Genomic DNA, 21,589 nt, shown 5'->3' on the forward strand with positions numbered 1-21,589 from the left:
TATCTTAATCTATGCAAGTAGAAGGCCAAGGCAGAGATATGATTATGGATTGAGTTCAAAGCCATGTTTAACAACATAGGCTCTGCTCTTTGTTCTGATGCCCTCTCAATCACCAATCCACTTCCATACAGCCAATGCATCGATTTCGAGTAGAGGTTATTGCCAAAACCCCAAACCCGCAGCAGGTAATTTACGCCGCGATGCACCAAGACTATACCGATGGGTTCGTGTTTGACGAGCGCGACTCATGGCCAACGGAAAGCATGAGTGGCGAAATTATTGTCAAGCGACTTTTAGCGGGAGAAAGAGGACACTATGGGCCTCTAGAGCATCCCCAGATTATTTTCAACTGTGGCTACTTTCCCCACAGTGTTATGCAACAGGCACGTACCCATCGGGTTGGAGTATCATTTGATGTACAATCTTTTAGGTATACAGGCAACCAATTTATCGACGTAGTAGAAGGCAAGAAAGACATAGAAGATGTTATTTATCTGCGTCCCGTTGGTTATTACACAGATAGACAAGGTAAAAAATACCACTATACACCAGAACAACGAGCAGCTGATTTGGAGTGGTGCTTAGAAGCAGCTAAACGATATAAAGCTGATTTTGAAGGTGGAATGTCTGAAGAACACGCTAGAGGTAAAGTACCTTTTGACTATCGTCAGCATTTTGTAGTTAGTTTCAATTTAAGGTCTTTCTTGCATTTTTGTGACCTGAGAAACAAGAAAGATGCTCAACTTGAAATTCAAAAGTTGTGCGAACTGATGTGGCCTCACTTTGCAGACTGGGCACCTGCGATCGCCCAATGGTATGAAAAGCAACGTCTAGGCAAAGCAAGGTTAGCACCTTAATCGGATTTACCATAGATGACAAAACCTGCCGATATTAGTACCAAAAAATTAATCAGCCTTGCACCAAATAATTGGGCAAGATGGGTAACAGGAATTTCCGACATTGTTACAGGAGAAATCTTAAATACAGAATTCCAATGGATTAGCCGACAAAGCGATGTTGTGATTCAAGCTGAAAGTCCCCACTACGGAAAATTTCTCATCCTCAATGAGTTGCAATTACGGCACACAGCAGAAATGCCCCGTCGGATGCGTGCTTATGCTGCTCTTGCAGAAGAAAAATATAAACTACAAACTTATCCCGTATTAATTAATATTCTTAAAATCACCAACAGTGAAATACCTACAAGCTTTACATCAAATTTTATTGGATTAAGGGCAATTCAAGATTATCGCGTTATTAATCTTTGGGAAGTTGATGTAAATATTGCTTTTGAGACACCATTACCGTCGCTACTTCCTTTTGTACCAATTCTCAAGGGTGGAGAAAACGAGTCTACAATTAGAGAAGCATTGCGAATGCTACGTGCTGATGAGCAATTAAATCAACTTGAGACAGTTCTGGCCTTTTTTGCAACCTTTGTATTAGAAAGTGCTTTAGTTCAAGAAATCATGAGGTGGGATATGACAGTCTTAAGAGAGTCACCCTGGTATCAAGAAATTTTACGCGAGGGAGAAGCGCTAGGAGAAGCACGTGGAGAAGCACATGGAATAATCTCTAGCATTGAAACAAGTTTAGAAGCGAAATTTGGCAGCGATGGTTTGGAGTTGATGTCGGTGATTTCACAAATTTCTGACTTACAGCAATTAAAAGAGATTTTACGCAGGATTGTTGTAGCAAATACAATTGAAGACTTACGGAATGTTTTGTAATTATATTTTTGATTTCGCGCGATCGCTGTGAGGCACCAAAAGCAGCATCTTGGTTAGGTACGATTAGCACCTTCAGCAAAAATCTAAACACGAGCCAAAGTCACAATTTCTAACTGATCCTGATATTTACCCCGTCTTGCTTCGTAACTAATAGCACAGGGTTCGCCTTCTAAAAATAGCAATTGCACCACACCTTCGTTAGCGTAAATCCGGCAATCTGCACTAGAAGAATTAGAAAACTCTAACGTCAGATGACCACGCCATGCAGCTTCCGCAGGCGTTAAGTTAGCTATTATACCACAACGTGCATAAGTCGATTTACCTATACATATCACTGTAATATTACTTGGAACCTCCAGTTTTTCTAAAGCAACGCCAAGTCCATAACTGTGAGCAGGCAAAATAAAGTAACTCCCATTAACATCTGTGTGCAGTGTTGTTGGCTCAAGATTGTGGGGATTAAAGTTTTTAGGGTCAACAACAGTTCCAGGTATGTGGCGAAAAATGCGGAACTCAGCCGGAGAAAGGCGTATATCGTAGCCATAAGAAGATAAACCGTAGCTGATTACAGGTTGAACTGCTACAGACTCATCTATGTTAGAAAGTTCCGATCCCAGAGAAGCTTGGCTCAGACTTTGCGTTTTTTGTACTTTTCGGATTAAACTTGGCTCAAAGGGTGAAATCATGCCTTTTTGAGCCATTTCAGTAATCCAGATATCGTTTTTAATCACAAGTTCACAGCTAATTCAAACCGAACTACTAGGATACCTTGAACTGAGTTTTTTGTTTAGGGTCGATGACTGCGGCGAATTTCTGTAATTTGATCTGCCACATCCAACAGAGATTTCGGCATCTCTGGCCCTGTGAGAATGATATCGATATGGGGAGGGCGTTTTGCTAGAAACGCTAAAACTTCAGTTTCTGGAATCAAACCAAAGTTAATCGCTAAACTTAACTCATCTAAAACTACGAGAGAATACTTACTTTCATGCACTACTTGTTGTGTATACTGCCACAGTTTTTGTAAAGCTTCGTTTTCTGTATCGTCGAGATGTGGTGTATCAATGCAACGAGGTAAATCACAACGAATCCAATCTAAATTTTGTCCTAGTTGTATGGGTCGTTCCTGTCCTTGACGAATACCTCCTTTGAGGAACTGGACTATTAAGACTGGCGTTCCTTGCCCAGCGATTCTCAGTGCTTGAGCCATCACACTTGTAAAAAAATTGCGATGAGAACTAGTAAAAACTTGTATTAGTCCTTCAACTGGATATGGTAAGTTAAGGGTTGAATTTATACTCGGCGTTTCTAACTGTGCGACCATAGGTAAAGTTCAAAAATTTACAATAAGTTACAGACTATTACTTAAAATTAGTTATTGCGAATCTACCTGTATAATCAATCTGTTTTTCACAGGTGCAGGGGTTAGGGCAAATTGCATTCTTAGTCAAACACTACCTTTATGCTGAAGTCAAGAGTTATTTTGATTTAAATTTTCGTTTTCTCTCTGAAATTAGTCGTAAAAATGATAACAAATAAGTTACAGTTACAATCACTTAAAAAAGCTATAAATAGCGGCTGAAAGTCTCTAGATATTGGATTTTGCGGTTATTTGCATAAAACGACCTATAAAGTAGTAAATTTGACACGATGAGGGGTGAATTGTTGTGAGATTAGTGATTCTGGGAGGTTCAGGATCGGGTAAAAGCACTCAAGCACAAAGGCTTTCCAGATACTTTGATATTCCTCTGATTTCTACAGGTGAGATTTTACGAGAAGCCATATCTGGTGGCAAGTTCTTGCCGAACTTCCAATGGTCGCAAACTGATTCCCGGACTTATCTTTCTGTTTACACTAGCCTGAATGAATTGGGCTACCATGCACGGCCATATGTAGAAAAAGGGGAATTAGTTCCAGATGAAATGATTATTGAATTGATCCGAATTCGCCTCAGACAACCAGATATTAACTGCGCTTGGGTGTTGGAGGGCTATCCCCGCACTGCTTTTCAAGCTGAAGAATTAGATTTTTTATTAGATGATTTAGGCCAAAAATTAGATTGGGCGATTTATTTACAAGTTCCAGAAGCGGTGATGGTTAGCCGATCCTTGGGGCGATCGCTACCAGATGACCAACCCGAAATCGTACAACGCCGTGTAGAATTATTCTACGATCGCACCATCCCCATCCTAGAATATTACGACCGTCGTCGCCGCCTATTAACCATCAATGGCGACCAGTCACCAGAGATGGTGCTGCAAAATATTTTGACTCTGCTTTCTGTTCCTTAGAGATGGATAGGGGGGCAGGGGAAAAGGTTAAAGGGAAAAGGAAATAAATTTAATCTTTCCCCTTTTCCCCTTACCCCTTTCCCTTTCCCCATGCCCTGTTTGGCCTACTAAGGTAACCTTAAGGCAGTATTCCATTTAAAAATCTTGAGGCAAATCCAATGGCTTGGCAGCGTCCAGATGGTCGTCTTCCCTACGAACTACGTCCGTTAAGTTTTTACCCCAGTTTTACCCGCTTTGCTCCCGGTTCTGTTCTGGCAACATGCGGCGATACTCAGGTACTTTGTACTGTCAGTGTGACTAAGGGAGTTCCTAAGTTTCTCGAAGGAACAGGTAAGGGCTGGTTAACTGCTGAATACCGAATGCTACCATCTGCTACACAACAAAGGCAAGAAAGGGAATTATTGAAATTATCTGGACGGACGCAAGAAATTCAGCGTTTAATCGGACGCAGTTTACGCGCAGCATTGGATTTTGAGATACTGGGAGAGCATACGCTGACTGTGGATGCTGATGTCCTGCAAGCAGATGCTGGAACTAGAACCACAGCGATTACGGGTTCTTTTGTGGCTTTGGCTCATGCCATTTCTAAATTATTGCAGCAGGGAACGTTGCAGCGATCGCCCCTGTGTGGTCAGGTAGCAGCGGTTTCCGTAGGATTACTAGAAAAAGAGGCGTTTTTAGATTTAAATTATATAGAAGACGTAGCTGCAACAGTAGACTTTAATGTGGTGATGAATCAACATCTCGAAATCATTGAAGTTCAAGGTACAGCTGAAGAAGGTAGCTTTAGCCGGCATCAGTTGAATCAGCTCTTAGATGTCGCCCAAAAAGGAATTGAGCAATTGTTAATCGCTCAACGCGAAGCGATCGCTGACTGGGAAAAGCTATTTGTGAGTGATTTTTAATATTAAATTCCTTAAGCTGTAGACATTCCGTGTCATCAATAAGTAAGTTGGTGTGAAAAAATCAAACTATGTTAATAAAGGTTAAGTGAACTAAAACCCTCTTTCCTTCTGCCTCCTGCCTCCTGCCTTATCCTGACGATAAATATTCACAACTACCTATTTATTGCATCCATTAGTTCAAATGTTGCATCCTTTACCCGACATAAAAACTCCTATGCTGCTTGACGGAATTCCAAGGGTTGTGGAAAAACATCCATAACGGCAGATGAAGGAAGGCAAGTGCTTCTTTCATCTTCCGTTACTGGGATGCTTGTTCTTACAGGCATCCCTTTATTTTTTGCACTCCCATTATTTAGCGATCGCTCTGTTTTAGTCTAAAGTCCAGTTTCAACAGCAGACATAGCTTTATTGATAAGCTTAACCTTGCCTCTTGATAATAATTATCATTCTTGTAAATAGTGATTTTATTGCTTGGAAGTCTCCGATCTGCTTGCAGGCTTAATAAAATCACGTCATAAATTAACAATACTTTATTTGACATCTACCGAAAGAAAGAGTTATTAACTAGAAAGCTAATCGCTGGCAGAAATACTCGCAAATCGCTAAATTTTACTTTTGCAAGTTATTTTGCGTAAAAATACTGAACTTTTTCTTTTCAATACAGTTAATTATTGGTTACTAACATAATAGTTCCTAGTTTTACTAGCAGTGCAAATCTAAAACTCAATTATTTTCAAAAGGCTTTTAGCTTTTGATCGGCCATAACTAGGTCAGTTTATTAGTTTGACGGTAATAAAGTTCAAATAATCGAGGGTGTATTCCAAATGACTGAAAACATCGTCCTTAATAACTCAAACACTGAATCAGCAAAAATAACCAAGATAGAGGTTGGTAAACCGCTCAAAAAAGGCGAACGATTAGTATCTCCCAATGGAAATTTTTTTGTTGAACTGACGGACGCCACCGGATTAGCTATGCGAGATACCCAAGGAAAGACGCTTTGGGTTTTAGACGTTACTCCGACATGGGCGGTAGATCGCTTAGAAATGCAGAGTGACAAGAACTTGGTTCTGTATACAGCTACAGGAAAAGCGTTATGGGCTGCAAATATCCATCCTGCTGGAGTGAGTGGTAGCGAGTGCTGTGTGCTTGATGATGATGGAAAACTGGTCGTTTCCAACTGGGGTGGATCTTTGTGGTCTTTGGATGAGGCAAAAAACATTGTTCAAAATCCGTCTGAGGGCTATCTGAAAGGACAAGAAGCTCTTCTGCCAAAAGATGCTTCTGGCAATCCCTATCAGCCAGGAAGCAGACCAGGAGAAAGAACTGTGATTGAGGTTGGTAAACCACTCAAAAAAGGCGAACGATTAGTATCTACCAATGGAAAGTTTTTTGTTGAACTGACTGACGCCACCGGATTAGCTGTGCGAGATATCCAAGGAAAGACGCTTTGGGTTTTAGAGGTTACTCCCACATGGGCGGTAGATCGCTTAGAAATGCAGAGTGACAAGAACTTGGTTCTGTATACAGCTACAGGAAAAGCGTTATGGGCTGCAAATATTCATTCTGCTGGAGTGAGTGGCAGCGAGTCTTGTGTGCTTGATAATAATGGAAGACTGGTCGTTTCCAACTGGGGTGGATCTTTATGGTCTTTGGATGAGGCAGAAAATATTCTTCTGGCTCCGTCTGAGGACTATCTTAAAGGACAAGAAGCTCTTCTACTAAAAGATGCTTCTGGCGATCCCTATCAGCCAGGAAGTAGACCAGGAGAAAAAACTGTGATTGAGGTTGGCAAACCACTCAAAAAAGGTGAACGATTAGTATCTACCAATGGAAAGTTTTTTGTTGAACTGACCGACGCGATCGGATTAGCTATGCGAGATGTCAAAGGAGAGATACTTTGGTCTTTAAATATTCCTTCGCCCTCGGATGTCGATCGCTTAGAAATGCAGGGTGACAAGAACTTGGTTCTGTATACAGCTACAGGGAAGGCTTTATGGGCTGCAAATATTCATTCTGCTGGAGTGAGTGGCAGCGAGCGTTGTGTGCTTGATAATGATGGACAACTGGTCGTTTCCAACTGGGGTGGATTTTTATGGTCTTCACAGGGAGCAGAAAACATAGTTCCGACTAACAACTATACTAATTATCTTAAAGAGCAAGCAGCTCTTCGCTTAAATAAAAACAGAATTAAGGTTGGCGAATCACTTAAAAAAGGTGAGCGATTAGTATCTGCTAATGGAAAGTTTTTTGTTGAACTGACCGACGCGACCGGATTAGCCATGCGAGATATTGAAGGAAAGATGCTTTGGGTTTTAGATATGGACTTGGAAAAACTCAAAACTCATCGAGAAAAACTCAAAATCGATCTGGAAAAACTCAAAGTGGATGAAATGGATTTTGTGTTCAAGGTTGAAGAAAACAAGGAACTAATTAATTCATTGAACAAGGAACTGATTAATTCATTGGAAATAGATTGCTTAACAATGAAGAATGACCAAAATTTTGTTCTGTATATAAATAGTGCTTTATGGGCTACAAATACTAATTCTGGTAGAATTAGCAAGTGTACATCTTGTATAATTGATAACAATGGCAACTTATTAATTTTCAGTTTGGATGGAATTCTTTGGTCTTCACACGAAGCAAAAAACATTGTTCAAAATCCGTCTGAAAATTATCTTCAAAACCAGAACAGTCTTCTTCAGCGCAATCGTGAGCTTTTTAAAGAACTACAGGATCTGAAGAGAAAAATCGATAAATGGAATAATCCTAATCGCTTCACAGACAATGAATTTCTTGACATTTCACGCGAGTAAGTAAAAGTATCTAGATTTCCCCTAACGCTTTTTTATCAATTTAGGCAAAGAATATCCTGAAACCATTGTTTTTCCAAATTCACCCCAAAGCCAGCTAAAAGCTAAGACACGCGGGGAAATTTAACGCTTGTATCCTGAGAATAAAACTGTCCCGATCGGACAGTTTTATTTAGCTTTATTTTGTTACTCTAGTCAGAGGAAAAAAAGAAAAAGTCAAACAAAAGAGATCGATATCCACAGGAGCTTTGGCATCAAGACTGATACGTAAAACGCTTTTATCATCTAAAGCTCATTGATGACAAAAGTGCTAGTTGCTCAAAAATTGCATCAATGATTTTATAAAATTTTGTTAATTTTTGATAAAATTTTCCATTTGCCGTCAATCAAACAAGTATTAAGTAACTGGATGTTAATAAAGTATAATCATGACAGTAGTTAATAGTTAGTACGAGCGAAGGCGAGCGAAGGCATCTAAGTTTATTCAAGCTCAACTCTCGTGTGATAAATCATACAACGAGGGCAGAAAAATATTTCCTTTCCAGTTATCAGTCAACAGTCAACCGTCAACGCTATGTTAAATGTTTCAAAAGTTAAAAAGGAGGATTGTAAGAAGTTAGTTATTGTATTGCTGGAAGGCAGCAATATGATGATAAAGCTATGAACAAAACGGTTGAAGTTCTACCGGATCAGTCAGCGCTAGTTGCAAGGGCGCTAGAATTAATTCTGTCCAAGTTAGAAACAGCCATTGAGCAACGGGGGCGATTTACCATCGCTTTATCAGGCGGTAGTACACCTAAGCCGTTATATGAAGCGATTGGCAATCAAAAATTGCCTTGGGATAAAATTCACGTATTCTGGGGGGATGAACGTTACGTACCACCCGATCATCCCGATAGCAATGAACTGATGACGCGTCGTGCATGGCTAGATCGTGTTGATATCCCAGCTGCTAACATTCACCCCGTACCGACTTTAGAAGCTGACCCAGCCCAGGCTGCTGCTAAGTATGAACAGCATCTAAAAGAATTTTTTAATTCTTCTGGAGCGGAGTTTCCCGTGTTGGATGTAATATTACTGGGAATGGGTGATGATGCACATACCGCATCTTTGTTTCCCCACACAGAGGCACTGAAAGTACGCGATCGCTTGGTCACTGTAGGTAACAAAAACGAAAGCCTGCGGATAACTTTTACATACCCCTTCATCAACTCTGCTCGCAGCGTGATTTTTCTGGTTGCTGGTGTTAACAAAAGACCTGCTTTAGCGCAAGTCTTTGCACCTGTAGCCGATGACTTCACTTACCCATCCCGTTTAATTCAGCCCCAAGGAGAACTTTGCTGGCTTCTCGATGCAGCAGCAGGTTCGGAACTCCAAACTTAAGCAAAGGGGGACTGGGGCATGGGGCAAAGGGCAAAGGGGAAAAGAAAGATCCCTCCCTTTTCCCTTTTACCTTTCCCCTTGGCGAAGCCATCCCCCCATCCCTTCAGGAGTAATTGCTAGAATCGAAAGCTAAGGCCGCCCCTGGAGCTTGCCAGTCCTAAGCTATTACGCTTTTAAGTTGCACAGTTATTCATGAGGTTCGTTGACCTTCAACAGTCAACAAGCAACACGAAAAAATGTGCTGCGTTAGACGCGCGACAGCTTACTTTATTTTTATGATGATCTTGAACAAAGGCTAAAATCGATGATCGTCTGCCCTAATTGCAATCATCCCAATCCTGACGGTGCTGTCCAGTGTGAAGCTTGTTATACGCCGTTACCAGCAACTACTCACTGTCCCAGTTGTGGGGCAACAGTGCAGGCTGATGCTGCATTCTGTGGTCAGTGTGGCTATAACTTGCACTCATCAACAGTTCCACACGTTCATGCCCCAGTGGCTGCAACAGTGACTCCCGATATCGCCGTGGAAGTACCGCCGTTAGTTACACCCGATCCCCTTGTAGAACTTTTACAGCCAGATGCCTTGGGAATTAACAGTCCGAACTCCCATCCTCCTGTTAGCTCATCCTTACCACCAACAGCGGTGGCGGCTGCTCCAGTAACTCCGCCACAGCCATCTGTTACAGAAAACAGCCCCCCAACACCACCGCCAACCGTCGCCGCCCCACCTGTGGTATCTAGCCAAGGTATTCCGACGCCACCACCTTTGGAGCCAGCACCAACCCCACCAGATGAAGTACCTCCACCACTAGCACCACCACCAACGGTAACTGCTGCCAGAACGCAGTTACAACAAGTGAATGCGCGGCTAGTCCACGTTCAAACGGATAGGTTGATTGAATTGCCGCAAAATCTCTCTGTGATTCATATCGGCAAGCCTAATGACCGGATTCCTCCAGATATTGATGTTTCAGGATTTCCCAATTCAGAAATTGTCTCCCGCATTCATGCAGATATTCGCGTCGAAGGTGACGCTCACTATGTAGAAGATGTGGGAAGTTCCAATGGCACTTACATTAATAATTTGCCCCTGTTGCCGGGAAATCGCCACAGGTTGCGACCAGGCGATCGCATTAGTTTGGGCAAAGGAGATTTGATGACATTCCTGTTTCAACTTGCTTAGCTGATTTTCGAGCAATCGTAACATTAGTCTAAGTATTTTCTTCCTCCAGCATCCATTTTGGAGGAGAAACAAATCAACGGCATCAGACAAGCAATGGATAACTATGTTGTTCTGTTTAAGTAGTTAAATGCTGTGTAGTAACTCCCCTTTATGGGGAGTATTATTAACTTTAATACTATTGAAATATTTACAGTTGGTTAAGCTGCAATCCGGGCGCGGGTATCGGATGTGGTTTGAGCTAGCAGACGAGTGTAGAGCTGAGTTAGTCGGAATCCCACACTGTACCAACTAAAGGCAATTTCTGTGCGTTGCCGAGCTGCTTCACCTAACTGGTCTCGCCAAGTTGGGTTAGTAAGAATGCGGTCTATGGCAGCAGCAAAAGCTACTTCATCTTTTGGCGGTGCAAGTAAGCCTGTGACTTCTGGTACAACAGTAAATTGCAATCCACCAACATTACTAGCTACCACTGGAGTTTTACTCGCCATTGCCTCAATGGCAACTAAACCAAAAGGTTCATAGTGGCTGGGCACGACGCAGACATCAGCAGCGGCGTAGTAAAAGGGAAGGATAGTATCATCTAGGCGGCCGGGAAAGGTTGTACAATTTTCTAGTCCGAGTTCTGTGACGATGCTGGCAATGCGATCGCGTTCGATGCCATCACTCTGACCCGGACGACTACCACCGCCAATTATTAGCTGGAAGTTGTCCTCACCTCTAAAGCTAGACTTGGCAACGGCTCTGACTAAGGTTTCTATTCCTTTGCGACGGTCAAAGCGTCCAACGTAGAGAACTATTTTAGCCTCTGGTGCAATTCCCAACTTTTCCCGCGCCACAGACCGGGGAATTTCTCCAAATTTGTCGATATCGGTACCGCAAGGAATCATATCAATGTTTCCCTTGCTGGAAACGAGTAGCCGCATATGCTTCTGCTCTTGCGGACTAGTTGCAACCACACAGTCTACAGTTTCCAAGCAGGCTTTTTCTACAGCTAATCGCTGGGCAGCAATTACAGGAACATCACCAATACTTCTGTATTTGACTGCTCCTAAAGAATGGTAAGTGTGAACTTGAATCAGCGGTTGCTGCTTTTTCAATTCCATACCAACCCAAGAAGACAACCAGTAGTTAGTATGAATTATGGGGTAACGGAACCCTTGCTGCTGCTGGAATTGCTGGAATTCTCTGATGAATTCTGGTAGATGGTCGAATAAGTTATCTCGCCCAATAAACTCTGCTGGGCCGGCTTTTAACCGAATAGTACGACAGTTTGGACTATGTTGAACGATGGCTGCTTGTTCGGGACTACTACGACGAGCAAACATATCCACCTGCCAACCAAGGTTTGCTAGTGCATAACCGACTTGACGCACATATACATTTTGACCTCCAGCTTCTTCTTGACCGATTTCAATAGCTGGGTCTCCATCAACAGAAATGAGGGCAATGCGATGTTTCTTATTCTGGAACATGGTTGAACTTTACCTCAAGGTAAATAACCCTGCCTCAAACGCCAGAAATCAAGGTAATATTATCCTCTTCTCAAGGCCGAGGGCAGGTACGACGAAGTGCAAAGTTACCAGCCAAAGGACACTGACGAGAACAAGGCATTACTTGTAGGAATGCTGCTCGTTCAGTCTCCTCTCAATGCCTACGAAGTTAGCTGACGGGCTAGGACTGAGAGATGTCCTTCTTGAAAAAGTTATGAGTTATGAATTATGAGTTATGAGTTATTTACTTATTAAGCTTTAACTCTTTGACTCTTAACTCCTCACTTTTTCCTAGATACGCCCCAAAATTGGTTCCTCCGCTCCGGTTTACCCTTTACAAAAGTTTTCAGGTAATAAAGTGGATTAGGCAGACTGTATTTAATTTTCTTAAGATTTTATAACGTGGTTCATCAAACATGTCAACAGTGTGAACAAAAAATGTGTCGTGGGGGAGAGGGAATGGGGATTGGGCATTGGGCATAGGACATAGGGTCATAAATTCTCTTTTTCCCCATCTCCCTATTCCCCACTTCCTCCAGCCATCAATAGACCAATCTCTTCTACTGTCGTCTTTTGTGCATCCAAAACGGCGATAAACTCACCTCTGTAGATTACGGCAATGCGATCGCTCATGGACATTACTTCTTCTAACTCAGTAGAAATATACAAAATTGCTGCACCGCGATCGCACTCTTGCAATAATCGAGAATGTACTGCTTGTGTCGCCCCCACGTCTAAGCCCCGCGTTGGTTGCATGGCGATAATTAAATCTGGTTTTTGTGCGAGTTCTCGCGCCAAGACTATTTTTTGTTGGTTTCCTCCCGATAGCTGACTTACTTGCAAATTTTCGCCTGGGGCGCGGATATCAAATTCTTGCATGGTAGATTTGGCATAATTGGCGATCGCTGTTTTTTGTAATAAAAAATAACGACAAAATGGCAAAATTTTAAAATTCTTCAAAATCAAATTTTGAGCAATAGTAAATTGCAATACCAAACCAGTTTTTTGCCTATCCTCTGGGATGTATCCGATGCTTGTTTCATTTGTAAAAAATTCTATTTTTCCCTGTTTGGCACTTCGTAAAAAAGCAATTGCATCTGCTAATTCTCGCTGTCCATTTCCATCAACACCAGCAATTCCTAAAATTTCTCCTGCTCTGATTTGGAATGATATATTACGTACAGCAGTCAAACCTCGTTCATCTTCAACGTCTAAATTCTGCACCGACAATACGATTTTTCCTGGGGAAACTGGAGATTTATTGAGTTGTAAAACAACTTCTCGTCCCACCATCAATTCTGCTAATTGTTGAGGCGTTGCTGCTTGAGTTTTTGTAGTTGTGACTACCTTTCCTCGTCGCAATACTGTTACTGTATCGCACAGATTTATCACTTCTTCTAATTTGTGGCTAATAAAAATAATTGTTTTGCCAGCACATGCAAGTTGACGCAAAATAGTTATTAATGATGCTACTTCCGGCGGTGTTAAAACTGCTGTTGGCTCATCGAGAATTAATAATTTTGCTTGACGGTAGAGAACTTTGAGAATTTCTACGCGCTGTTGTGCCCCTACTGATAAATTTTCTACTTTGACAGTAGGGTCAATTGCTAATCCGTAAGCTTGGGATAAGGCAGCAATTTCTTGTTGCTTTTGACGTAAATTTAGACGCCAATTGCTATTTGTCCCCAAGATAATATTCTCTGTGACAGTTAACTGTGGTATCAGCATGAAGTGTTGATAAATCATACCAATACCAAGTTTAATAGCCTCATTGGGCGAAGTAATTTTTACTGGTTGTTCCTGCAAATAAATTTGACCAGCATCAGGTTGATAAAGACCACTAATCAGATTCATTAAAGTAGTCTTTCCTGCTCCATTTTCCCCTAGAATTGCATGTATTTTCCCAGCTTCAATACTCAGGTTTATATTATCGTTTGCCAGAAATGAACCAAAGTACTTGCAGATTTTTTCTAAACGTAAATATATCATTTGCAATTATTTTACAATAAATATAGCAATCCTAAATCATTCATGAAAAAATTTATTGCCTATACTTCGACTTCTCTACGAGACGCTACGCGTAGCTTGCTTCCCCGTAGGGGTACGCTCAGTACAAGTTGCCTATTGCCTACCCACATAGATAAATTCATCAATCAAATCAGGCTGCTATATTTTAAAATCTCTTAAGGTTTTGAAACTTGCGGGGACACGTTTCGTTTGTGTAGATGCCGTTTATAAGTGCTCATTTCCCTTTTCAGCCATTATTTTTTAACGCAACGTGTATCCTTACCAGCATCTTTGCAGTTTTCAAAGGTAATTTTTTTATCTACAATTTCTTGTTTCGCCTGCAATGCTTTTTGTTTGACTGCTTGTGGTACTGCTGCTCCAAATTTTCCTAAAAATAAAATATCTGGTCTTTCTAGACCAATTGTATATATTTGCCCCTTGAGTTGTTTTTGTTTTGCCAGTTCTGCAAGATAGGCAATCGCTATATCCAGCCGTTTGACGGCACTAGTTAAAACTGCTTTTGGGGCAACATCTAACTGATCTTGAGTATTACCAAAGGCATACACTCCCTTATCACTGGCAGTTTGCAACACTGCGGCTGAGGCATTATCTAACCATTGATAAATTACATCTGCTCCTGTAGAAATTAAAGCCAAAGTCGCTTCCTTTCCTTTAGCAACATCATTCCAATCTCCTGTAAAAGTAGAAGTAATCTGAATATTTGGTTTAACAGATTTTGCTCCTAATTCAAATCCCCGTAATTCTTGTTGAGTGGCTTCAAATTCCTGTCCGGCAATATAAGCTAATTTGTTGGATTTAGTTAAAGAAGCAGCGATAATGCCACACAAATAACTACCTTGGAGGTGGTCTATCCGCAAAGCGGCAATGTTATCACCTTTAATAGAACCGTTAACAGCTACAAAGAATGTATTGGGAAACTGTGAAGCAACTTGTTCTACCGCTGCATCAAATTGTCCGCCGTGGGCAAAGACTATACTGTAGCCTTTACGAGCAAAATCTGTTAAGGTTTCTGTCTGATCTGCTTGGGCTACTTGTTCGACATAGGCAATGTCTCCACCAAGCTTTTGTTTCGCCAGATTTACACCTTCGTAACCAGATTGATTCCAGGCTTTATCGGTGATGACTCCAGGGAGAGCGATCGCTATTTTAAATCCTTCCCCACCACCTGCATTACTTTGTGTTGTAGTTTGGTTATTGCTACTACACGCTTTCAGCGCTAGGCTGCTAGCAAAAACCGCGCAGCCATAAATCAATTCACGCCGACCAAAGTTTCCCGCCATAAACTAGTCCTCAAATTAATAGTTTTTTTAGTAACAACATATATACATTAAAACTCGCAGAACATTTAATATTTTAAAATGATGGATATCTTTTTTAACTAAAGTTTTTGAGGGAATACTTTATGACTATTTGGGTAAATGAGCAAATCGATCCGTCTGGCATGATTCATGCTTGTATTGCTTGTTGTAACGAATCTCAAGCCAAAGATTGTCATCATTCCTTTGAGAATAATTTGACCCAGACGCAAAAAGCAGCCGGTTGGGTAGCACGATTACGCACAGTCGATTCTTGGGATGAAGTTCCAGTCAATTCTTTAAAACTCAATTAAGTAGTCGTCGTTGAGGTAGTGAAAAGTAGCCAGAACTGCATTCTTTCTCTAACCTCAACGGCACTCACAACTCATCACCAAATCCCCATTAGCTAATGGATACAACCTTTGCAGTTCCACAAAGCTGCTGCACTGTTATTTTCCTTGAGCCTTTCGACACGTTTGTTTTCAGCTATTACGCTTATAAATTTCATAGTCACTCATCAGGTTCGTTAACCGCTTAAACAGGTTAATAAAGCATAAAAATCAGATTAAAATTATCAAATTATTAACAACTACTTCCCAGAAAACTAATCTATTATAGAAATTTGATGATTTTTTGCAACTATTAAGAGCTATCATCTATACCGTAGATTAAATTAAAAAACTTGCTTTCAACCGAATCAATTTAGTGAACTATCCCAGAGTTTACGCTTCAAAGCAAGGCTATCCCATTAATTTAGTTGGCGAAACGGGACAAGCGGTTCAAATTTCAATTCATCCCCCCAGTCAATATATCTGTGCCAACTGCGAACGGATATTACCAGATTGGAAACACCAGCCATTTTTGAGAGTAGTGATTGTCTTACAGCAATCGCGTTATCAATTAGTGGAAAAGACCGTCGAAATAGAGGCAGACAAAGAAGACTTGCGAGAAAAGTTTATGAGATTTGGCTGCGATTTGGCATTTAATCTGCGCGATCGCGGTTACTTAACTGACCTCATCGACCCTCGTACAGGTTACCCTTTATTATCGCATCCCGGAGCAATTCCCCACGACGACACAGCAGTTGTTCAAGCTTTACTCAACTATCCAGTAGTTAAAAATCAATGCCGTGTGTTAATTCATCCCGAATGGGGTGCAGCAGTTTATCCTAGCATTATGATCTCAGAAGCTCCACCAATTGTAATCGAATGGGTTACTAAAGCGATAGCACCAATGCATGGTTGGAATGAAATTAATTATTAGTTATTAGTCATTAGTAGAGACGCGATGAATCGCATCTGTACAATAGTGATTGGCCATTAGTTATTCTCCACGTCTCCCCATCTCTTCTATATTGGAAATGAGAAAATAAAAACAAGCATCATAAATCTGTGTCTGTAAACAACTTGTTCCAAGAAGTTAGGACAGTGGAAGCTTCTGATAATGCGGCTTGCTACTTCCCCCTGATGAGTGGACGCTATGAAGTTAAGCCAGGGATGATGCCTTTTGGCTGCTGTTTGGGTAACACTCTGGTTGATAGACAGGTATTTCAAATTGATGATAATTTTACCGACTACCGTCAAGCTAAGCTTTTAGCTCGTGAGGAAAGGTTGAGCAAGTATTACCAAACTTGCAATTATTCTAAGACTGTGGCAAGTGCGATCGCTCATTTAATAATTCATCGCCTCATTCAAGAACATCCAGAGCATTTTGATTGCCAAAAGTCAATAGATAACACCCTGAAATTTCATAGCCAACTCACCAAAGAAACGCTTTATTTAGATGCACAGTTGCAGTTACAAAAAGTTGAAGGTAGCCGAGTTGTTCCGGCTTACGCTTCTACTCTTGATGCTTTAGCAGCACAGGTGCAGGAAGACCTAGCAATTATTTGCCGTTCTGCTGATGGTAGCAACTTTTTGAGTGCAGTTCATCTGTGTTATCCCAACCACTGGTCAGCCGAGGAGAAAATTGGCAACGACTTTGCTACCATCCATGCACCGGTGGCGGGTATGGAGAAAATAAATCGGCGGGGGAATGCGATCGCTAATACAATGATTACCCAGAAACCGATGGTGCGTTTTGCTTGGGGTTTGAGTACCGATACCCGCCTCAACCATCATCCCGAACCACCGCCTGGCGTGTCAGTTAGCCAATGGCAAGGTAGAAACTTTGATTTGCAATATCCCACGCTTTATCTGCGAATTGAGCGACAGGTAATTTGGGGAATACCAGAGTGTGAGGCAGCACTGTTTACTATTCGTACTTACTTTAGAGATTGTGCTGTAGTTAAAAAAGATTCAAGATTAAATTCTAAGCTTTATGCTGCAATTGAGTCGATGACACCAGAAGCTTTAGTGTATAAGGGTTTGGTAGAAAGTAAAGTTAGTATTTTACAGTGGTTAAAGGATATTTAACGTATAAAATATTTTGGTAGAAAAAGGGATTCAAGCTAATCAAAATTTGATTTAAACGCAAAGGCACACAGCGAAAAGTTTGAGCGCCGGCTTCCGGCGATCAAAGCTTTTCAAGACAGAGATTTACGCAAAGGAACGCAAAGGTTAATTGGGAGTTACTTCATTTTGTGTTTTGAAAAAATTGGGATGCTCCCTCATTTACAGCAATTCCACTATACGAGAATTGTTGAAAATTGGTATAAAAAAGCAAATTCTCAGGTACTTTTCGGTCGCCGTAGTTGCTTGTAATTAATCGGGCCGAGAATTTTGTTGAGGTTACGCAACTGCTCAGCTGTACCCATACCAATAAGCCGATCTCCTGGCATTAATACTGTATCGCCGGTGGGGCCGCCAATTAAAGTACCATCAAGGCGGCGAATTGCCAAAACTAATGCACCAGTTTGCGATCGCAATCTCGCTTTTTGTAAAGTTTGACCGACAAAAGGACAAAAAGCCGGGTCGAGTAAAAATTCTTCCATATACAACTGGCGGTCTGCACCTGTCAAAATTCCATCTACAAAGTCCAAAACCTGCGGTCTGAGAGCCGCAGCCGCCATCCGCTTCCCACCAGTGATATACGGTGAAATCACTTCATCTGCACCACCACGCTGTAGCTTTTGTAATGCTTCTTCTGTGCTGGCACGAGCGATCGCCCGAATTTCTGGATTAAGTGTTTTTGCTGATAAAACTGTATATAAATTCTCGGCATCAGAAGGAAGTGCCGCCACTAGACAAATTGCCCTTTCAATACCTACCTTCAAAAGAGTATCATCTAGCGTTGCATCACCTTGGTATACTGTATAACCCTCTGACTGCGCCCTTTGCACGGATTCCAACTCGGAATCAATAACTACAAAAGGTACACCTTCTGCCTGAAATTCCTTAGCAATTTGACGACCAGTCCGACTAAAGCCACAGATAATGTAGTGTTCTGACAGGGATTCCATTAACCGCCTCTGTTGTTGTAGTCGAATTCCTTGTTGGAAGTAGCCTTGAACGATCGCTTCTGTAAGTCTGTTAACAATGTAACCAATATTGACTACGCCCAACAAAATCAGGGCAATTGTAAACAAGCGTCCTCGGCTACCGAGTGGGTGGGTTTCTCCGTATCCTACGGTAGCTAAAGTGATGACTGTCATGTAAGCAGCATCTTCCCATGACCAGCCCTCTATTATTCGATACCACAAAGTGCCAATAAGGAAAACACCACCAAGAGCGATGACCCCTACCATTAACTCCTTTTGGATACGTTGATATTTTTGCTCAAGAGTTGAGAATGACGTATAAATAGTACTTTGGGCCTATATTTTTGAGTTTTGTACTAACTTTATAGTATTTATCCTGGGGAGCAAAGAGGAAAAGAACATAGGGAAAACAATAGTTTTTTGTAAATAGCATTATTGTAGCGATCGCTTGACTTGGTTGATACTGCGGATGTATAGACATCAATTTTAAATTCTCTTCAAGATTCTTTAAATCAAGCACAGTAGTTTCACTGAGGATAGCCCTTGGCAGCAATGTTAGATTTGCAACGTACATTACTGCCTCATCATCCAACTTTCAAACCACATTTTATAGTCAGACACCTAGTTTTGGACTGCTAGGTTTAATTCACGAATTCTCTTCTGTAATCGTCTTAATAGTGTAGAGACAAAAGAAAATAAGCTTGGAGTAATATTGCCATGTCAAAATCGCTTTTTGCTAAACTTCACCGCAGCTTTGGTAGCGAATTATCTGGAACTGAAAAATACGAAAAAATTCAATCAGGGCTTTCAGAAATTCAAGAACAGTCGCCTAGCCTAAATAATGAGGAAAGACAACGCCTCAAAAATATTAAAGTTATCGTAGTCGGCGCTGGATTTGCTGGACTGGCAGCAGCATATGAATTGGCAACTCAAGGCGTTCAAGTAACTGTTTTGGAAGCAAGAGAACGCGTTGGCGGACGTGTTTATAGCAAAGACGACATTGCTCCAGGACGCATTGTCGAGGCTGGTGCAGAATTAGTTGGAGCCAATCATCATCAATGGATTCATTACGCAAGAAAATTTGGTTTGGGACTGAGCGTTATCACTAGAGAAGATAATTTTGAAGCAGTAGGATTAGAACAACCTCTTTACATTAACGGTTCTAATGTTCCCCGCAAAATTCAAAAAGTAATCTTCGAGAAAATGGAGAAGATTCAAGAAAAAATTAATGAAGATGCAGAACAAGTAGATGCCTACGAACCGTGGACACATCCTAAAGCTAAGGAGTGGGATAGCATTTCTGTTGCTGATAAATTAGATGAATGGTGTGCGGGCGATTTGTTATTACGAAATGCTTTAGAGGTGCATTTTAGTAATGACCAGACAGCACCAACCACAGAGCAGAGTTACCTTGGTTTACTTGCAGCAGTTAAAGGCGGTGGAGTTGGTGATTACTGGACTTTATCAGAAACCTTCCGCTGCGAAAGTGGAAATCAAGCTTTAGCACAGAAGTTTGTTGAGGAAATCCAAAAGGTCGTTAAGGAAATTCACGGGCAAGAAAATTGGTCTGTCAACATCAAAGAACCCGTGACTCACATTGACATTCCCAAAGATTCACCAGGTGTGACTGTTCGCACTATCTTCAATGAATACAAGGGCGACTACGTTATTTTTGCCATTCCTCCCACCACATGGAAAGATGTTTGCATTACTCCTGAAGTGCCTTCAGATTATCAGATGTCTTTGGGACAAGCCATTAAGTATTTAAGTGCTGTCAATGAGCGATTTTGGATTAAGAAAGGTTTGGCACCGAGTTTCATCTCAGACGAAGTGGGCATGATTTGGGAAAGCAGCGATAACCAAATGGCAACCACCGGACATGGTTTTGGGTTGAATTTGTTTGCAGGTGGTCAATTAGCAAGCCAAGCTTTGGCATCAGACGATTCCACAAAGTATTTCAATGATGCTATTGGCCGGGTCTATAAAGACTATGAAAGTAACGTCAGCAAACAAGAATTTATTGAATGGCCTAAAGAGAAATGGACAGGAGGCGGATATTCTTGCCCTAAACCTAACCAAGTGTGTAAGATTGGGCGTTTTCTGAGTCAGGCTTATCTCGATAGACTTTTCTTTGCAGGGGAACACACCTGCCTAGCCTTTTTTGGCTATATGGAAGGGGCTTTGCGGTCTGGGGTTATTTGTTCCAAAAAGATCCTAGAAGCGACAAAGTGTCGCCGCTCAAAACTGGTAGGTAGTACTACAGGGATTTATCGCGGATATGCACCAGAGAAGTTTGACGGCTTCTCAGATACGGTAGACAAACATAACTTGTCACAGCATAAAACCAGTGGTTTTGATGCATTTGCCGATGTACTCAACGGTGTCAACTCTCTAAGGAAAATTATTGTCCGCCACGGCGATATCGTAGACGGATTGCAAGTATTTTACGAAACTACTGACAAAAAGAAGACTACTCTTAATCAGTGGTCGAGAGAATACGGTAATAAGCAACCCAATAAAGGAGATGTTTTTACAATTTCTCAAGGGGATTATTTAGAAGAGGTATCTGGTTATTATGGGACTTGGTTTGGGGCAACTCATATCCTTCAGTTGAAGTTGACAACAAAAAATCAGAAATGCCAAACTTTCGGTACTATGGCTCACAGTGTAGAATCACAACGCAAATCTTTTTCCTTTAAGGCAAATGATGGAGAGGAAATTATTGGCTTTTTTGGTGCTGAAGTTCCCTTAGATTACAACGTCGATCGCTCAAAAGATTTAGTGATGTCGGCTATTGGGGTAATTTTTAGAACTATCAGTTAAAGAATAGACAATTCAGAATTCAGAATTCAGCAATCTTTTTAGTGAGGGATAATTGGGGTGGGCTTTTTGGCCCACCCCACAATACTTTCATGATATTTAAATATAAAACTTAGACGGCAATCTAATAAACTGCACCCTGAGGGCTTGAAAATATTCCTTTCCCAGTTCCTAATCATTTAGTCATCATTTGATAACATCAAGTGCGTTAGCATCAGCATAGTAGACATCTT

17 protein-coding genes and 1 riboswitch are annotated in these 21,589 nt (G+C 41.3%); of the genes, 11 read left to right on the forward strand and 6 right to left on the reverse strand.

What is annotated here, in order from left to right; all coding sequences use genetic code 11:
- Window positions 1-134 precede the first annotated feature (134 nt).
- Window positions 135-857, forward strand: a complete 723-nt coding sequence (gene thyX / locus H6H03_RS14330; protein WP_190955762.1) for an FAD-dependent thymidylate synthase — start codon at window positions 135-137, stop codon at window positions 855-857.
- A gap of 15 nt (window positions 858-872) precedes the next feature.
- Window positions 873-1,730: an Rpn family recombination-promoting nuclease/putative transposase gene (locus H6H03_RS14335; RefSeq protein ID WP_190955763.1), complete on the forward strand. Its 858-nt coding sequence runs from the start codon at window positions 873-875 to the stop codon at window positions 1,728-1,730.
- Window positions 1,731-1,813: 83 nt separating this feature from the next.
- Here the strand turns inward: H6H03_RS14335 and dcd are convergent, their stop codons facing one another.
- Window positions 1,814-2,461 carry a dCTP deaminase gene (gene dcd, locus H6H03_RS14340; protein WP_190955764.1) on the reverse strand — a complete coding sequence of 216 codons (648 nt, stop codon included), beginning with the start codon at window positions 2,459-2,461 and terminating at the stop codon, window positions 1,814-1,816.
- 56 nt (window positions 2,462-2,517) lie between these two features.
- On the reverse strand, window positions 2,518-3,054 hold the full coding sequence (locus tag H6H03_RS14345; protein WP_190955765.1) for a P-loop NTPase family protein: 537 nt from the start codon (window positions 3,052-3,054) through the stop codon (window positions 2,518-2,520).
- Window positions 3,055-3,397: 343 nt separating this feature from the next.
- Here H6H03_RS14345 and H6H03_RS14350 point away from each other — a divergent pair, with 343 nt between their 5' ends.
- The 5 genes from H6H03_RS14350 (at window position 3,398) to H6H03_RS14370 (ending at window position 10,308) form a co-directional block, all read left to right on the forward strand.
- Complete coding sequence (locus H6H03_RS14350; protein ID WP_190955766.1) at window positions 3,398-4,021, forward strand: adenylate kinase family protein; 624 nt, start codon at window positions 3,398-3,400, stop codon at window positions 4,019-4,021.
- Window positions 4,022-4,179: 158 nt separating this feature from the next.
- Window positions 4,180-4,926: a ribonuclease PH gene (gene rph, locus H6H03_RS14355; RefSeq protein WP_190955767.1), complete on the forward strand. Its 747-nt coding sequence runs from the start codon at window positions 4,180-4,182 to the stop codon at window positions 4,924-4,926.
- Between the two features lie 824 nt (window positions 4,927-5,750).
- On the forward strand, window positions 5,751-7,745 hold the full coding sequence (locus H6H03_RS14360) for a hypothetical protein (protein ID WP_190955768.1): 1,995 nt from the start codon (window positions 5,751-5,753) through the stop codon (window positions 7,743-7,745).
- A 657-nt stretch (window positions 7,746-8,402) separates the two neighbouring features.
- The gene (gene pgl / locus H6H03_RS14365) at window positions 8,403-9,125 is read left to right on the forward strand and encodes a 6-phosphogluconolactonase (protein ID WP_190955769.1); all 723 of its coding nucleotides are present in this window, start codon (window positions 8,403-8,405) and stop codon (window positions 9,123-9,125) included.
- Between the two features lie 304 nt (window positions 9,126-9,429).
- The gene (locus tag H6H03_RS14370) at window positions 9,430-10,308 is read left to right on the forward strand and encodes an FHA domain-containing protein (RefSeq protein ID WP_190955770.1); all 879 of its coding nucleotides are present in this window, start codon (window positions 9,430-9,432) and stop codon (window positions 10,306-10,308) included.
- A 197-nt stretch (window positions 10,309-10,505) separates the two neighbouring features.
- On the opposite strand, the gene H6H03_RS14375 is transcribed toward H6H03_RS14370, so the two are convergent.
- The 3 genes from H6H03_RS14375 to H6H03_RS14385 all read right to left on the reverse strand — a co-directional run bounded on the left by H6H03_RS14375 (window position 10,506) and on the right by H6H03_RS14385 (window position 15,103).
- Window positions 10,506-11,777 carry a glycosyltransferase gene (locus H6H03_RS14375; protein WP_190955771.1) on the reverse strand — a complete coding sequence of 424 codons (1,272 nt, stop codon included), beginning with the start codon at window positions 11,775-11,777 and terminating at the stop codon, window positions 10,506-10,508.
- A 161-nt stretch (window positions 11,778-11,938) separates the two neighbouring features.
- Window positions 11,939-12,175, reverse strand: a riboswitch (cyclic di-AMP (ydaO/yuaA leader).
- 139 nt (window positions 12,176-12,314) lie between these two features.
- Window positions 12,315-13,784 carry an ABC transporter ATP-binding protein gene (locus tag H6H03_RS14380; RefSeq protein ID WP_190955772.1) on the reverse strand — a complete coding sequence of 490 codons (1,470 nt, stop codon included), beginning with the start codon at window positions 13,782-13,784 and terminating at the stop codon, window positions 12,315-12,317.
- 272 nt (window positions 13,785-14,056) lie between these two features.
- Window positions 14,057-15,103 carry a BMP family protein gene (locus H6H03_RS14385; protein ID WP_190955773.1) on the reverse strand — a complete coding sequence of 349 codons (1,047 nt, stop codon included), beginning with the start codon at window positions 15,101-15,103 and terminating at the stop codon, window positions 14,057-14,059.
- 122 nt (window positions 15,104-15,225) lie between these two features.
- Between H6H03_RS14385 and H6H03_RS14390 the strand changes: the two genes are divergently transcribed.
- The 3 genes from H6H03_RS14390 (at window position 15,226) to H6H03_RS14400 (ending at window position 17,532) form a co-directional block, all read left to right on the forward strand.
- A complete protein-coding gene (locus H6H03_RS14390) occupies window positions 15,226-15,432 on the forward strand; it encodes a glycogen debranching protein (RefSeq protein WP_190955774.1) in 207 nt (68 codons plus the stop codon).
- Between the two features lie 391 nt (window positions 15,433-15,823).
- Window positions 15,824-16,381, forward strand: a complete 558-nt coding sequence (locus H6H03_RS14395) for a methylmalonic aciduria and homocystinuria type D protein (protein ID WP_190955775.1) — start codon at window positions 15,824-15,826, stop codon at window positions 16,379-16,381.
- Between the two features lie 203 nt (window positions 16,382-16,584).
- Window positions 16,585-17,532 (forward strand): heme-dependent oxidative N-demethylase family protein, encoded by a 948-nt coding sequence (locus tag H6H03_RS14400; RefSeq protein ID WP_190955876.1) that lies wholly within the window; start codon window positions 16,585-16,587, stop codon window positions 17,530-17,532.
- Window positions 17,533-17,786: 254 nt separating this feature from the next.
- On the opposite strand, the gene H6H03_RS14405 is transcribed toward H6H03_RS14400, so the two are convergent.
- Window positions 17,787-18,803, reverse strand: a complete 1,017-nt coding sequence (locus H6H03_RS14405; RefSeq protein WP_190955776.1) for a potassium channel family protein — start codon at window positions 18,801-18,803, stop codon at window positions 17,787-17,789.
- Between the two features lie 450 nt (window positions 18,804-19,253).
- Between H6H03_RS14405 and H6H03_RS14410 the strand changes: the two genes are divergently transcribed.
- Window positions 19,254-21,359: an FAD-dependent oxidoreductase gene (locus H6H03_RS14410; protein ID WP_190955777.1), complete on the forward strand. Its 2,106-nt coding sequence runs from the start codon at window positions 19,254-19,256 to the stop codon at window positions 21,357-21,359.
- Window positions 21,360-21,589 lie beyond the last annotated feature (230 nt).

Origin of the sequence: Nostoc paludosum FACHB-159 (assembly GCF_014698835.1) — a bacterium.
GTDB classification, from domain to species: Bacteria; Cyanobacteriota; Cyanobacteriia; order Cyanobacteriales; family Nostocaceae; genus Nostoc; species Nostoc paludosum.